This window comes from Marinobacterium stanieri, assembly GCF_900155945.1.
GTDB classification, from domain to species: domain Bacteria; phylum Pseudomonadota; class Gammaproteobacteria; order Pseudomonadales; family Balneatricaceae; genus Marinobacterium; species Marinobacterium stanieri.
Window position 1 is genome coordinate 130,045 of sequence record NZ_FTMN01000005.1, and the last position, 14,532, is coordinate 144,576.

The 14,532-nt window shown below is 58.1% G+C and carries 14 protein-coding genes; 11 read left to right on the top strand and 3 right to left on the bottom strand.

Annotated features, from left to right (window positions below):
- Window positions 1-222: 222 nt before the first annotated feature.
- The 8 genes from tkt to BW956_RS12490 all read left to right on the top strand — a co-directional run bounded on the left by tkt (window position 223) and on the right by BW956_RS12490 (window position 9,028).
- Complete coding sequence (tkt, locus tag BW956_RS12455) at window positions 223-2,217, top strand: transketolase (protein ID WP_076463013.1); 1,995 nt, start codon at window positions 223-225, stop codon at window positions 2,215-2,217.
- 47 nt (window positions 2,218-2,264) lie between these two features.
- The gene (locus BW956_RS12460; RefSeq protein ID WP_076463014.1) at window positions 2,265-3,284 is read left to right on the top strand and encodes a type I glyceraldehyde-3-phosphate dehydrogenase; all 1,020 of its coding nucleotides are present in this window, start codon (window positions 2,265-2,267) and stop codon (window positions 3,282-3,284) included.
- 34 nt (window positions 3,285-3,318) lie between these two features.
- A complete protein-coding gene (locus BW956_RS12465; RefSeq protein WP_010324958.1) occupies window positions 3,319-4,485 on the top strand; it encodes a phosphoglycerate kinase in 1,167 nt (388 codons plus the stop codon).
- 112 nt (window positions 4,486-4,597) lie between these two features.
- The gene (gene fba, locus BW956_RS12470; RefSeq protein ID WP_076463015.1) at window positions 4,598-5,662 is read left to right on the top strand and encodes a class II fructose-bisphosphate aldolase; all 1,065 of its coding nucleotides are present in this window, start codon (window positions 4,598-4,600) and stop codon (window positions 5,660-5,662) included.
- A gap of 284 nt (window positions 5,663-5,946) precedes the next feature.
- On the top strand, window positions 5,947-6,213 hold the full coding sequence (locus BW956_RS12475; protein WP_076463016.1) for a hypothetical protein: 267 nt from the start codon (window positions 5,947-5,949) through the stop codon (window positions 6,211-6,213).
- A 10-nt stretch (window positions 6,214-6,223) separates the two neighbouring features.
- A complete protein-coding gene (locus BW956_RS12480; protein WP_083703057.1) occupies window positions 6,224-6,652 on the top strand; it encodes a hypothetical protein in 429 nt (142 codons plus the stop codon).
- A 66-nt stretch (window positions 6,653-6,718) separates the two neighbouring features.
- Window positions 6,719-7,597, top strand: a complete 879-nt coding sequence (locus tag BW956_RS12485) for an EamA family transporter (RefSeq protein ID WP_010324954.1) — start codon at window positions 6,719-6,721, stop codon at window positions 7,595-7,597.
- 48 nt (window positions 7,598-7,645) lie between these two features.
- Window positions 7,646-9,028, top strand: coding sequence for an HD-GYP domain-containing protein (locus tag BW956_RS12490; protein WP_139327180.1), 1,383 nt, complete (start codon window positions 7,646-7,648; stop codon window positions 9,026-9,028).
- A 33-nt stretch (window positions 9,029-9,061) separates the two neighbouring features.
- On the opposite strand, the gene BW956_RS12495 is transcribed toward BW956_RS12490, so the two are convergent.
- Window positions 9,062-9,247 carry an RSP_7527 family protein gene (locus BW956_RS12495; protein WP_010324952.1) on the bottom strand — a complete coding sequence of 62 codons (186 nt, stop codon included), beginning with the start codon at window positions 9,245-9,247 and terminating at the stop codon, window positions 9,062-9,064.
- Between the two features lie 136 nt (window positions 9,248-9,383).
- Between BW956_RS12495 and gcvA the strand changes: the two genes are divergently transcribed.
- Window positions 9,384-10,298, top strand: a complete 915-nt coding sequence (gcvA, locus tag BW956_RS12500) for a transcriptional regulator GcvA (protein ID WP_217695131.1) — start codon at window positions 9,384-9,386, stop codon at window positions 10,296-10,298.
- On the opposite strand, the gene BW956_RS12505 is transcribed toward gcvA, so the two are convergent.
- Window positions 10,288-12,171: a methyl-accepting chemotaxis protein gene (locus BW956_RS12505; RefSeq protein ID WP_076463018.1), complete on the bottom strand. Its 1,884-nt coding sequence runs from the start codon at window positions 12,169-12,171 to the stop codon at window positions 10,288-10,290. The two genes, gcvA and BW956_RS12505, sit on opposite strands and share 11 nt — an antisense overlap.
- 202 nt (window positions 12,172-12,373) lie before the next feature.
- Between BW956_RS12505 and BW956_RS12510 the strand changes: the two genes are divergently transcribed.
- Window positions 12,374-13,363, top strand: a complete 990-nt coding sequence (locus BW956_RS12510; RefSeq protein WP_076463019.1) for a serine/threonine protein kinase — start codon at window positions 12,374-12,376, stop codon at window positions 13,361-13,363.
- A 6-nt stretch (window positions 13,364-13,369) separates the two neighbouring features.
- On the opposite strand, the gene BW956_RS12515 is transcribed toward BW956_RS12510, so the two are convergent.
- Window positions 13,370-14,035, bottom strand: a complete 666-nt coding sequence (locus BW956_RS12515) for a 2OG-Fe(II) oxygenase (RefSeq protein ID WP_010324948.1) — start codon at window positions 14,033-14,035, stop codon at window positions 13,370-13,372.
- 116 nt (window positions 14,036-14,151) lie between these two features.
- Here BW956_RS12515 and BW956_RS12520 point away from each other — a divergent pair, with 116 nt between their 5' ends.
- Entirely contained in the window at window positions 14,152-14,517 is a 366-nt protein-coding gene (locus tag BW956_RS12520; protein ID WP_158217788.1) for a 3D domain-containing protein, read from the top strand.
- The last annotated feature ends 15 nt before the right edge of the window (window positions 14,518-14,532 follow it).

Here is a 14,532-nt window from a genome sequence, read left to right on the forward strand (position 1 = left end):
CTGATCCATGGATGTGATGTTAAACCGGGCATTTTAACGCCAGTGTCGCACCCCTGCATAATGATCGACCGATTTTTGCGTGAAAATTTTGCGCCTTGGGTATGAAAAACGCTCTATTTGCGCATTTGGATTTGAAGCTGGTCGCTATCTGGGCGAAAATTGCGCCTTTAATTTCCCGAATCCGTAAACCTCAAGGTTGGGTCCAGCCCCAGGAGTAGATTGATGTCCTCTCGCCGAGAACTTGCCAATGCGATTCGCGCATTGAGCATGGACGCCGTACAGAAAGCCAAATCCGGTCACCCGGGTGCCCCCATGGGCATGGCGGATATCGCCGAAGTGTTGTGGAACGATTTCATGAAACACAACCCCGGCAACCCGCACTGGTATGACCGTGACCGCTTCGTGCTGTCCAACGGCCATGGTTCCATGCTGATCTACTCGCTGCTGCACCTGACCGGTTACGATGTCAGCATCGATGACCTGAAAAACTTCCGTCAGCTGCACAGCAAGACGGCGGGTCACCCGGAATACAGCTACTGCCCGGGTGTTGAAACCACCACCGGCCCGCTGGGTCAGGGCATCACCAACGCGGTGGGCATGGCGGTTGCCGAAAAGGCGCTGGCGGCCCAGTTCAACCGTGACGGTCACGACATCATCAATCACTACACTTACGCATTCATGGGCGATGGCTGCCTGATGGAAGGCGTATCCCACGAAGCCTGCGCACTGGCCGGCACTCTGGGTCTGGGCAAGCTGATTGCGTTCTGGGATGACAACGGCATCTCCATCGACGGTGAAGTGGAAGGCTGGTTCACCGACGATACGCCGGCACGTTTTGAATCCTATGGCTGGCAGGTCATCCGTGGCGTCGACGGTCACGACAGCGACCAGATCCGCGAAGCGATCGAACAGGCACGTGAGAACACCGAGCAGCCGACCCTGATCTGCTGCAAAACCATCATCGGTTTCGGTTCCCCCAACAAGCAGGGCAAGGAAGATTGCCACGGTGCGCCGCTGGGCCACGACGAGATCCTGCTGGCGCGTGACATGCTGCAGTGGGCTCACCCGGAATTTGAAGTACCGGAAGAACTCTACTCTGACTGGGATGCGCGTGAAGCCGGCACCCATGCCGAGAGCGAGTGGAACGAGCGCCTGAGCGCCTACACCGCGGAATACCCGGAACTGGCTGAAGAGCTGCTGCGTCGCCTGTCCGGCGAGCTGCCCGCGGACTTCGGCGAGAAAGCCGATGCCTGGATTGCACAGGTTGCCGAGAAGGGCGACACCATCGCTTCCCGTAAAGCTTCGCAGAACGCCATCGAAGCCTTTGGCCCGATGCTGCCGGAGTTCATGGGCGGCTCTGCCGACCTGGCCGGTTCCAACCTGACCCTGTGGTCCGGCTCCAAGGGCCTGACCCGCGACGATGCCAGCGGCAACTACATCCACTATGGTGTGCGTGAGTTTGGCATGAGCGCGATCATGAACGGTATCGCTCTGCACGGCGGTTTCATCCCGTACGGCGCCACCTTCCTGGTGTTCATGGAGTACGCCCGCAACGCGGTGCGCATGGCGGCCCTGATGAAGCAGCGCGCGCTGTTCGTCTACACCCACGACTCCATCGGTCTGGGTGAAGACGGCCCGACGCACCAGCCGATCGAGCAGATTGCCAACCTGCGTCTGACCCCGAACATGGAGACCTGGCGTCCGTGTGACGCGGTTGAATCCGGCGTCGCCTGGAAAGCCTCTGTACAGCGTACTGATGGCCCCAGCTCCCTGATCTTCTCCCGTCAGGGCCTGCCGCATCAGAACCGCGATGGTGACCAGATCGCGGCCATCGAACGCGGTGGCTACATTCTGCGTGACTGCGCCGGTACCCCGGATGCGATTCTGATCGCCACCGGCTCCGAAGTGTCTCTGGCCGTGGATGCGGCTGAAGCCCTGACTGCCAAAGGCAAGCAGGTACGTGTTGTCTCCATGCCCTGTACCGAGCGTTTCGACAAGCAGGACGCTGCCTACAAGGAACAGGTACTGCCGGCTGCCGTGACTGCACGTGTTGCAGTGGAAGCCGCACACGCTGACTTCTGGTACAAGTATGTCGGTCTGAACGGTGCCATCGTCGGCATGCGTAGCTTCGGTGAATCCGCACCGGCTGCTGAGCTGTTCAAACTGTTCGGCTTCACCGTCGACAACGTTGTCAGCACGGTTGAAGGCCTGCTGTAACAGCAGGTTATCCGCCGGGCACGGCCTGTGTCCGGCGGCTTACTGACATGAGTTATCGAATCGCGATCAACGGCTATGGCCGTATCGGGCAAGGTGTATTACGTGCCATCTACCAGCGCGGGCTTGAGGCCGAGCTGCAGGTGGTGGCGATCAATGAGCTGTCCGATCTGGATACGCTGACCTACCTGACCCGCTACGACACCACCCACGGTCGCTTTCCCAAGCCCGTGGATAATGATGGCGAAGCACTGCTGATCAATGGTGATCGGATTCGTGTGTTGAGCCATGCCGAGCCCGAGCAGATTCCCTGGGGTGAGCTGGACGTGGATCTGGTGCTGGAGTGCTCCGGTGCCTTCAAGACCCGCGCCGATGCCGAACGGCATCTGGCCAGTGGCGCCCGGCGTTTGCTCTATTCGCATCCGGCCCAGCCCGACATCGATGCCACTCTGATCTTCGGTTACAACGAAGGCAACCTGAAGGCAGAGCATCGCATCGCCTCGGCTGCCTCCTGTACCACCAACTGCGTGGTGCCGGTGCTGGACCTGCTGGATCGCCATTTCGGTATCGACAGTGGCGTCACCACGACCATTCACTCGGCGATGAATGACCAGCCGGTGATCGACAGCTATCACCGTACGGATCTGCGTCTGGCGCGCAGTGCCATGCAATCGATCGTGCCGGTGGACACCGGGTTGAGCAAGGGCATCGACCGTCTGTTGCCGCACCTGGCCGGGCGTTTCGAGTGTCTGCATGTGCGGGTGCCGACGATCAACGTTTCGCTAATGGATCTGTCGATCAATTTGCAGCAGGATACCGACCCCGCCGAGGTCAATGCCATGCTGCGCGCGGCGGCAGGCCAGGAACTGGCCGGTTTGCTGGGCTATACCGAAGAGCCTCATGCCTCGGTGGACTTCAATACCGACCCCCGCTCGGCGGTGGTGGACGGTACCCAGACCCGTGTATCACGTGGGCGACTGCTGAAGCTGCTGTGCTGGTTCGATAATGAATGGGCGTTTGCCAACCGGATGCTGGATATCTCCCGGTACTGGCTGCAGCTCAAAGACTGAATTACTGACTTAACAATAAACAGGAACTCCTCTCATGAGCGTATTGAAGATGACGGACCTGGATCTGGCCGGCAAGCGTGTGCTGATCCGTGAAGACCTCAATGTCCCGGTCAAGGATGGTCAGGTGACCTCCGACGCCCGTATCCGTGCCTCTATGCCGACCATCGAGCAGGCGCTGAAAGCCGGTGCCAAGGTTATGGTGATGTCCCACCTGGGTCGTCCCACCGAAGGCGAATACGAAGAGAAATACTCGCTGGCACCTGTAGCTGAACATCTCAGCAAGCTGATGCAGCGTCCGGTTCCGCTGGTCAAGGACTGGCTGGACGGCGGCTTCGACGTGGAAGAGGGTGAGCTGGTCCTGCTGGAAAACGTGCGCTTCAATGCGGGCGAGAAAAAGGACAACGAAGAGCTGTCTAAAAAGATGGCCGCGCTGTGCGACGTCTATGTGATGGACGCCTTCGGTACTGCGCACCGCGCCCAGGCGTCGACTCACGGTGTTGCCAAATTCGCTACCCAGGCCTGTGCGGGCCCCTTGCTGGCGAACGAGCTGGATGCGTTGGCCAAGGCACTGGACAACCCGGCGCGCCCGATGGCCGCTATCGTGGGTGGCTCCAAGGTTTCCACTAAGTTGGAAGTGCTGAATGCACTGTCCGAGAAGTGCGATCAGCTGATCGTGGGTGGCGGTATCGCCAACACCTTCCTGGCGGCGGCTGGAAAGCCGGTGGGCAAGTCACTGTGCGAGCATGACCTGATTCCGGCGGCCAAGGCGCTGATGGAAAAGGTTGATATCCCGCTGCCGGTGGATGTGGTCGTGGCCAAGGAGTTCGCCGAGTCCGCTGAAGCAGTCATCAAGTCTGCCGATGACGTGGCCGACGATGAAATGATCCTGGATATCGGTCCGGAATCTGCCAAGAACCTGGCGGCACTGCTGACCAGCGCGGGCACCATCATCTGGAATGGACCTGTTGGCGTATTTGAATTCGACCAGTTCGGTGAAGGTACCAAGGCGCTGTCCCTGGCGATTGCCGACAGTGCCGGTTTCTCCATCGCGGGCGGTGGCGATACCCTGGCAGCGGTGGATAAATACGATATCGCTGATAAGATTTCCTACATCTCTACCGGTGGCGGTGCTTTCCTCGAATTCGTGGAAGGCAAGGTCCTGCCGGCGGTTGCTGTATTGGAAGCGCGCGCAGCGAAGTAAAAGACTGCGGTCTGACACGACACGGATACCGGCGCAGCCTGTATCCGTACACCCAAGGCTCACAAGGCCGGGTGACGACAACATTTGATGAACCAATTCAAAGGGTGAAACCATGGCTTTGATCTCCATGCGTCAGCTGCTGGACCATGCCGCCGAATATGGCTACGGCATTCCGGCGTTCAACGTCAACAACCTGGAGCAGATGCGTGCGATCATGGAAGCGGCGGCCAAGACCGACTCGCCGGTGATCGTTCAGGCTTCTGCCGGTGCGCGCAAATACGCGGGCTCCAACTTCCTGCGTCACATGATCCTGGCGGCGATCGAAGAGTTCCCGGACGTGCCGGTGTGCATGCACCAGGACCACGGTACCAGCCCGGCTGTGTGCCAGCGTTCTATCGCCATGGGCTTCTCCTCAGTGATGATGGACGGCTCTCTGGGCGAAGACGGCAAGACCCCGACTGACTATGCCTACAACGTCGATGTGACCCGTCGTACCGTTGAGATGGCGCACGCCTGCGGTGTTTCCGTGGAAGGTGAACTGGGCTGCCTGGGTTCTCTGGAAACCGGTCAGGCCGGTGAAGAGGACGGCATCGGTGCCGAGGGTACGCTGACTCACGACCAGATGCTGACCGACCCGGATGAAGCGGCTGACTTCGTTACCCAGACCAACGTGGATGCGCTGGCAATTGCCTGCGGTACCTCCCACGGTGCCTACAAGTTCACCAAGCCGCCCACAGGCGACATCCTGGCGATCGATCGCATCAAGGCGATCCACGAGCGCATCCCGACCACCCACCTGGTTATGCACGGTTCCTCTTCCGTGCCGCAGGAATGGCTGGCCGTGATCAACGAATTCGGTGGCGAGATCCCGGAAACTTACGGTGTGCCGGTTGAGCAGATCGTTGAAGGCATCAAGTACGGTGTTCGCAAGGTCAACATCGATACTGACCTGCGTCTGGCGTCTACCGGTGCCGTGCGTCGTTTCCTGGCAGAGAACCCGGCTGAATTCGACCCGCGCAAATTCCTCAAGGCGACCATGCAGGCGATGAGCGAGATCTGTATTGCCCGTTATGAAGCCTTCGGTACCGCCGGCCATGCCAGCAAGATCAAGGCGATCTCGCTGGAAGACATGTCCGAGCTTTACATGACCGGTGAGCTGGACGCTAAAGTTAACTAAATCAAAGCGTTAGCAGTTCAAGAACCCGGCCTCGGCCGGGTTTTTTTGTGCTGTCTGGCAGGGGTGTTTCCAAATAGAGACTATGTAAGCTATTGTTTTTAAATGATTTTGTGTTTTGCTGTTTCATGTGTCTGCAAATCGCCAACACTTAACTGCAGATGAACAGGTTTGATTACAAAAAAAACCGAAATTATTTTTATAAATTATTGAAAATAAAGGGATAAATAATCTTTGGCACAGGTTTTGATATGTAAGGGCCAAGTGTAATTAACGGAGTAAACACCATGCTACGCCTGACTCTGGCCCTGACCCTGATGCTGACCTTCGCCGGCCTGCCGTTGGCACTGGAACCTTTCCTGTTTCAGTCTGAGCCGCGCCTGGTCATGCTGAATGTCGAAGAGGAACGTCCTGTCATTAATGCTCAGAGCCGCAGCCTGTCTCAGCCTGAAGTCGAGGCTGATGCGCAGATCAAGCCGCTGTCCGTATTGGAAGGGCCGCAGTTGACTGCCTATCGCCCCTTCGCTGAAGAGCTGATGGCCGCAGATTCCTGAGGAGGCCGCCATGCAACTGATGACATTGAAACGACCGCGTAGCCTGGCGCTTGCCCTTGTCGCCACCCTGTTTCTCAGTGGCTGTGGCACCGTTCTCTATCCTGAACGCAAGGGGCAGGTGAGTGGGCGCATTGATCCGGCTGTCGCCGCACTGAATGGCGTCGGTCTGCTGTTCTTCTTTGTGCCCGGTGTGATCGCCTTTGCCGTGGACTTCAACAACGGCACCATCTACCTGCCACCGGGTCAGACTGCAGCCCTGGACAGTGCAGATGAAGGCATGACCATCAGCTTTGAAGGGCGTCCGGACCGCGAAGAGCTGGAGCAGTTGCTGCGTCTCGAGGCGGGTGTCGAGGTCGAGCTGGACCAGGCCATGATGCTCAGCTCCGAGCAGTATCTTGCCATGACTCAAAACGGCGACATTGAGAGAGTGGTGCTTTAATCTCGTACCCCAGACGTCCAGACGTTATCCTTATCGGCTCGATTCCGTACCGATCAAGGAGCTTCAATGCCGTACCTGGTTGCCGTCACCCTGCTCTGGGCCATTTCCTTCAGCCTTATCGGCGAATATCTGGCGGGGCAGGTGGACAGCTATTTCGCTGTCCTGACCCGAATTCTGTTGGCCGCCCTTATTTTTGTGCCCCTGCTGCGGCCTCGCCGATTGGCACCGGGGCTGATGGCGGGCATCACCCTGGTGGGCGCGTTACAGTTCGGCCTTACCTATATCTGTCTCTATCTCTCATTTGAATACCTCAGCGTGCCTGAGGTACTGCTGTTCACCATCTTTACCCCGCTCTATGTGGCCTTGATCGATAACCTGCTGCAGCGCCGCTTTAGTCTGGCACCGTTAATCTCGACGGCTGTAGCGGTAGTAGGGGCCGCAATTATCCGTTACGACGGCGTCAGTGATGACTTTATCCGTGGTTTCCTGTTGCTGCAGCTGGCCAACCTGGCGTTTGCGGCCGGTCAGGTCGGTTATGCTCACCTGGTGCGCCATTACCAGGTCGCAGGGCGTGAGCTTTGGCACAGCTTCGGCTTCTTCTTCATCGGTGCTTTCCTGCTGGCACTGCCGGCCTGGTTGTTGCTGGGCAATGCTGAGCGTCTGCCGCACACCAGCCTGCACTGGGGCGTTTTGGCCTGGCTGGGTCTGGCAGCGTCCGGGCTGGGGTTCTTTTTCTGGAACAAGGGCGCGACCCTGGTGGATGCAGGGACCCTGGGCATCATGAACAATGCATTGGTGCCGGCAGGGCTGATAGTCAATCTGCTAATCTGGAACAGGGATGCGGATCTGCCGCGTTTGTTGATTGGCGGTGCCGTGATTATGCTGTCACTCTGGGTCAATGCCCGCTGGCAAGGCTGGGTAGGGGCCAAATCCAGGTGGGCCTGAAACGCTAATCCTGCGTAGAAAAGGCAAACACCAGAACGGGAGGCCGTGATGGAACGTTGGCGAATGGACTTGGGCAAGGGGCTGCAGCTGTCGGAGCTGATCAGCGCACTGTCCCACGCGTTGGATATGACCGAGGGGCAGCCGCCCGGGCATTGCATGCGCTGCTGCTGGATCGGCATGCAGCTGGCCGACCACCTGAAGCTGAGTGCTGAAGAACGTTGGGAGCTTTATTACACCCTGCTGTTGAAAGACCTGGGCTGCAGCAGTAATGCGGCGCGTATATGTGAGCTGTATGGCACCGATGACCTGAGCTTCAAGCGCGACTTCAAATGGGTGGATGGCAGCCTGGGGCAGGTAGTGCGTTTTGTGCTGCAACACACCGGCAAAAACGAAGGGGTTGCCGAGCGCTTACGCAAGCTGATGCGAATTGCACGTGAGGGTGAGGAGCTGGCGGATGAGATTATCTCAACCCGATGCGAGCGCGGAGCCGCCATTGCCCGGGATCTGGGGTTCAGCGAACAGGTCTGTGCCGGCATTCATAGCCTGGATGAACACTGGTCCGGTGAGGGCCGGCCCGAGGGGCTCAAGGGCGACCAAATCCCGTTGTATGCCCGTGTCGCCTTGCTGACCCAGGTGGTGGATGTGTTCCATACCGCTTCCGGCGGGGAACCAGCGCTGCAGGAGGCGCGTGCGCGCAGTGGCCAGTGGTTTGATCCTGAACTGGTACAGGCGCTGGAGCAGGTGGCGCAGCAGCCGGGCTTCTGGCAAACCCTGGCGGGGCCGGATCTGCCAGCGGCCGTTTTGGCACTGGCACCACAAGGGCATCAGGTGGAAGTGGATGATGACTACCTGGACCGGGTGGCAAGGGCGTTTGGTCAGGTGGTGGATGCCAAGAGCCCTTATACCGCGGGGCACAGTGAGCGCGTCTCCCTCTACACCGATATGATTGCCGAACAGCTGGGGCTGAGTGAGGATCGCCGTCGCTGGCTGCGTCGCGGTGCCTTATTGCACGATGTTGGCAAGCTGGGGGTGAGCAACAGCATTCTCGACAAACCGGGTAAGCTGGATCAGGACGAATGGATCCAGGTACAGAACCATGCCCGTTTTACCGAGGAAATCCTGGGCCGTATCGGGGCGTTTGCCGAGCTGGCAAAGGTGGCCGGCGCCCATCATGAGCGGCTCGACGGCAAGGGCTATCCCTATGGTCGAAAAGCTGAAGATATTTCACTGGATACCCGCATCATTACGACGGCAGATATTTTCGATGCGATTACGGCCGAGCGGCCTTACCGGGGTGCAACGCCAATTGCCAAAACGCTGGCGATCATGGAAGAAAGCGTGAATACGGCGATTGATGAGCGTTGTTTCGAAGCCCTGAAACAGGCTGTGGCGATACTGGAAGGATCCGGGGAAGAGGTGTTGGCGAGTTGAGGAGGAGCAGGCAGAGCCTGCTCCAGCATCTACTCAGTTGACCAGTGCAGACGCACCTGCCAGCGGGCGGCGCGGTTTCAGCAGGCCGGTGATACCGCGATACATGGACTTGATAGCGGAGGCCAGCAGTGCAGCACGTTCACGACGCGCCTGTTCAACATAGTAATCCACGTCTACCAGACCATTCTGTGTCATTACCATGCGGTTGAAGTCGGACATTTTTGAGTAGAGCTCCTTAATTGGCTGTTGATTTCGACGCATATACTAAGGTCTAATCGCAAAGACGACAAAAGATTGATTTTCAGGCTATAGTTGAAAAAAACTAAACTATTCGAGGAGCGCCGCCATCCGTCGCCTGCCACCCCTCAATGCCCTGCGCAGTTTCGAGTCTGCGGCCCGCCTGCAAAGCTTTAACGAGGCGGCGGAGGAGCTGTGTGTTACCCCGTCTGCCATCAGCCACCAGATCAAGTCACTTGAAGAATTCTTGAACTTGAAGCTGTTTCGGCGTGAGCGCCGCCAGGTCAGCTTGACTGCGGCCGGTGAACGCTATCTGCCCTCGGTGCAGCTGGCACTGGATGAAGTCGAGAGTGCCACTCGGCGTTTGATGACTTCGCCCAACCTCAGTGCAGTGAATATCAGTGTTGCACCTGCCTTTTTGTCTCGTTGGCTGGTGCCGCGTATCGGTCGCTTTCAGGAACAGTACCCGGATGTTGAGCTGCGTTTCAGCGCCACCACCGGTTATGTCGACTTTGTGCATTCCGATACGGACATGGCGGTCTACTACGGTGAAGGCAACTGGCAGGGGGTGGATATCCACTTTCTGCGTCATCTGGCGTCTACGCCGGTCTGCAGTCCACGTTTGATGGAAGGCCCTCAGGGGCTAAGTAATCCGGAAGACCTGCTGCAGAAAACCCTTATCCATGTCAGTGGTCGCCGTCAGGAATGGCCGCAAATTCTGCGTCAGTTGGGTGTTCGAGTGACCGGGCTGACCCGCACCATGTCCTTCTCCAGTACCGCATTGGCGGTATCTGCGGCGATTGAAGGCATCGGGGTCGCGCTGGCGGACAGGGCGCTGGTGCAGCGAGAGCTGGAGTCGGGCCAGTTGGTGGTGCCCTTCGATATCACGCTGGATAAGCCCAAGGGGTTTTATCTGGTGTACCAGGAAAAACGCCCCCTGACCTATGGCATGGAGGCGTTTCGAGACTGGATTCTGGCTGAGATGCAGCAGGATCTGGCCCCGGCAAGCGGGGCCGGTCAGTCTACACCTTGAAGCGGCCCAGCTGTTCGCTCTGTTTCTGGCTCAGCTCATTCATGGTGTGACACAGCTCGGTCTGCTGCTCAGCACCTTCGGAAACCTGCTGGCTCAGATCGCGAATATTAGTGGTGTTGCGGTTGATCTCTTCCGTGGTGGAGCTCTGCTCCTCCGCAGCCGTAGCGATCTGCACCGTCATCTCGTTGATGGAACGGATGCTGTCGCGGATGCTCTCCAGTGAATTACTGGCCGTGAGCGCATGACTCTGCGTATCCAGTGCGCGCTCGGTATTGTCGCGAATACTGGTTTCGGCGGTGGCAACTCCCTGTTGCAGCTGCTCGATCATGCCGCGGATTTCGGTGGTGGACTGCTGGGTCCTTGACGCCAGTGCCCGCACTTCATCTGCCACCACAGCAAAACCACGGCCCAGATCACCGGCTCGGGCGGCTTCAATCGCGGCGTTCAGGGCCAGCAGGTTGGTCTGCTCCGAGATATCCACAATGGTGGTCAGGATGGACTCGATGTTGTTGCTGTAGTGGGTCAGCTGAGTGATATTCTCCATCGCCTGATTCATTTCGGTGACCAGCGTGTCGATGGACTGGCGCGTCTGCTCCATCACCTGGGTGCCGTCCTGTGCCGATGTGTCGGCTTCACGTGCGGCTTCTGCCGTGGTTTGTGCGCTCTGAGCCACCTGATGGGCGGTGGCAGACATCTCATGCATGGCGGTGGCAAGCTGATCCAGCTCATCCAGCTGCTGGCGGATATGCGTGGTTGAAGTGGAGGCGGAGGATGCCGTGTCCGAGGCCTTGTCCTGCATTACCAGCGCCTCCTGTTTGACCTCGCTGATCAGGCGCTGCAGGAAGGAGATAAACTCGTCGAAGGACTTGGCCAGGGCGCCGAATTCATCCTTGGAATCCAGGTTCAGGCGCTGGGTCAGGTTGCCACCGCCCTGGCTGATCTCGCCAAGCGTGGCGCTCAGACGGCCCAGCGGGGCCAGAATGCGTTGCATCAGGAGATACAACACTACGCAGCTGAGCAGGGTGCTGATAATGGCACCGGCAATGGCCCAAAGACCGAATTCGTTGGCGTCGGCCATCACCTTGCGTTCATCCAGCATCACACCCACCAGCCAGTCACTGCCGGGCAGGTCCTGCACCGGGCGAAAAGCGATCAGCTGGGTGCGTCCGTTGACCTTAATCGGCTGCAGAGTCGCACTGAAAGAGGGCACTTTCTGCCCCAGCAGTGTGCTCAGCGGTTTGCCGTTAAACTCGGCATTGGGGTGGCTGATGATGTTGCCATCGCGATCAATCAGGAAGGCATAACCGGTTTCGTTGAAGGTGATGGAGTTCACGGTTTCGGCCACGGATACCAGGCTTATATCGCCGCCAAAGGCACCCATGAACTGACCTTTGTCTGTCAGCTTGGCCACGGCGGAAATCAGGATTTCGCCGGTGGTGGAGTCTTCGTAAGGCGCGGTCAGCACGGCTTCATTGTTGTCGCGTGCATAGGGGTACCAGGGACGTTTGCGTGCATCCCAAGTGGGCGGGGGGTTCCAGCTATCGTCGTTTTTGATCGCCTTGCCGTCACTGTCCAGACCGCCGAAAACGAGGATGAATTGCTGTTTCAGGACGGGCGAAGAAAAGATCCAGTCAATGGTGTCGCGGCTGAAGTCCTGATCGATGGTCTGGGCCATCAGGTTGATCAGGTCCAGACGCGCATTGAGCCAGTAACTGATCTCGTTACTCAGCGAGGTGGAAGCTTCCTGAACGCTATCTTCCGCCTTGCTATAGAGCGCCGAGCGCACCGAATTGTACTGGAACAGTGAAAAGGCGGTGAATGCCAGTATCACAACCAGAGAGGCCGCGAGTGCGACCTTGTGAGCTACCTTCATGGGGAACCCCTTTTGAATCCTTGAACTGGATACAGGCATTACCATCCATGACCGAGCCTGGAATCTGTTTGTTACTATGCTGCTACATAAGCAGCTAATATGCCAAGTGTAGTTCTTTAGTACAATAAGTCATTCCTGTTGCGCTTTGGTTGCACTGGGCGGAGTGCAGTAGAATGCAGGTCCAACTGCGCAAAGGTGCCCTATGCAAGACAACAGCCAACCCTTTTATCAGCTCACGCCCGATACCGTCATGGATGCGGTGGAGTCCAGAGGGTATCTCTGCGATGGCCGCATACTGGCACTCAACAGTTATGAAAACCGGGTGTATCAGGTGGGTATCGAGGATGAAACGCCGCTGATCGCCAAGTTCTACCGCCCCAACCGCTGGAGCGATGAGCAGATTCTGGAAGAGCATCAGCTCTGCTTTGAGCTGGATGAGCAGGAGCTGCCGGTGGTCGCGCCGCTGCGGGACGAGCAGGGCGAGAGTCTGTTCCAATTTCAGGAATATCGCTTTTCCCTATACCCGCGCCGCGGTGGCCGGGCGCCGGAGCTGGGTGACCCCGATCATCTTTATCGTCTGGGCCAGACGCTGGGGCGTTTTCATCTGGTGGGTCAGGCGCAGCCGTTTCAGAGTCGCCCGGCACTGGATATTCAGACCTACGGCCTCAACAGCATTGAGCTGATCGGTCGGGACTTTATTCCCTCATCCCTGCGCGAGGCCTATCTGAGTCTGACGTCAGACCTGATCGCCAGTATCGAGCGCTGTTATGCCGCCGCGGGCGATGTGCGCCGCATTCGAGTGCATGGCGATTGCCACGGCGGCAATATCCTTTGGCGCGATGACACGCCCAATTTTGTCGACTTTGACGATGCGCGGATGGCACCGGCTGTACAGGACTTGTGGATGCTGTTGACCGGCGATGACCGTCAGCAGCAACAGTTGCAACTGGCGGAAGTTGTGGAGGGCTATAACGAATTCGCCGACTTTGACCCGCGCGAACTGCATCTGGTGGAAGCTCTGCGCACCCTGCGCATGCTGCACTACAGTGCCTGGCTGGCGCGTCGCTGGGAAGATCCGGCCTTTCCGCGCAACTTCACCTGGTTCAATACCGAGCGTTACTGGGGTGAGCACATTCTGCAGCTGCGCGAGCAGCTCTCGGCCATGCAGGAGCCGCCGCTGCAGCTGCTTTAACCCGGATTAATGGGGCGGGTCGATCTGGTTGTTAAGACTGGCATTGACCCTGAACCAGCCGGCAATGCTGAAACGGTCGGTGCTGGCGGGCAGCACTTCGTGCGGAAACTGTTCACTGAGGAAAATCACCAGCGTACCCATTTGCGGCACCACGCGGGTCATCACCGTTTCGCTGTCCGGCTCGGGCCAGATCAGCAGTTCACCGCCATTCTGTTCATCCCAATCGGGATTCAGATACAGCACGGTGGTCAGCACTCGGTTGGTTTGACCGCGGAAAGCATCCAGGTGGCGCTTGTAGAAAGCCCCGGCCGGGTAATGGGCAAAGTGGGCCTCGTAGTCGAACAGCCCCATGAACAGGCGGCGATTCAAGCCCTCACGCAGACCTTCCATCCAGTCCAGATAGGCTGCTTCAACCGAACTCTGCTCACGGCCGAGCCAGCGGATCTGGTCGCGGCGCACCTTGCCATGTAATTGATGGTCCTGCTCACGGCCGATACCGGCACGCTGGAACTCATCATCACGATGGGCTCTCAAATGCTGATAAAGGTCGTATGCCATTGTTTCCGGCAATGCGGAAGGCAGGATCAGATAACCGGTATCAACCAGGGCATCGGCAATGCGATCATAAAGGCTGGCTGTCAGGTCGAGTTCGAGCTCGGGGGGTGAATACACGCATGCATCCTCCTCATAATGGAAAACGATATATACTTTGTACTGGGTCGATTGTCATCAAAAATTCATCATTGTGGGTGTAAATGTCATCTTTTGTTGCTAAGTGTCTGATTTGTATGTTGCCCTTGGCGTTGTTGGCCGGAGCCGGTTCTGCTAGTGCGGAGCAACGGCTGAAAGTAATGGCCTCGGCCTACAATTCGGTAGCCGACCAAACCAACGATCAGCCCAACATCACGGCCTGGGGTGACAAGCTGAAGCCGGGCATGAAAGTGGTGGCGGTATCCCGTGATCTGATCAAGAAAGGGCTGACCCACAACACAATGATCGAGATTGTGGGCCTGCCCGGGCGTTACCGGGTACTCGATAAGATGCACCGCCGCTGGGACAAGAAAATCGACATTTACATGGGCACGGACGTGGATGCCGCACTGGAATGGGGTGTTCGCCCGGTTGAAATCCGCTGGGTGGAAGACGACAGTTAACTGCCTGCACAGCTT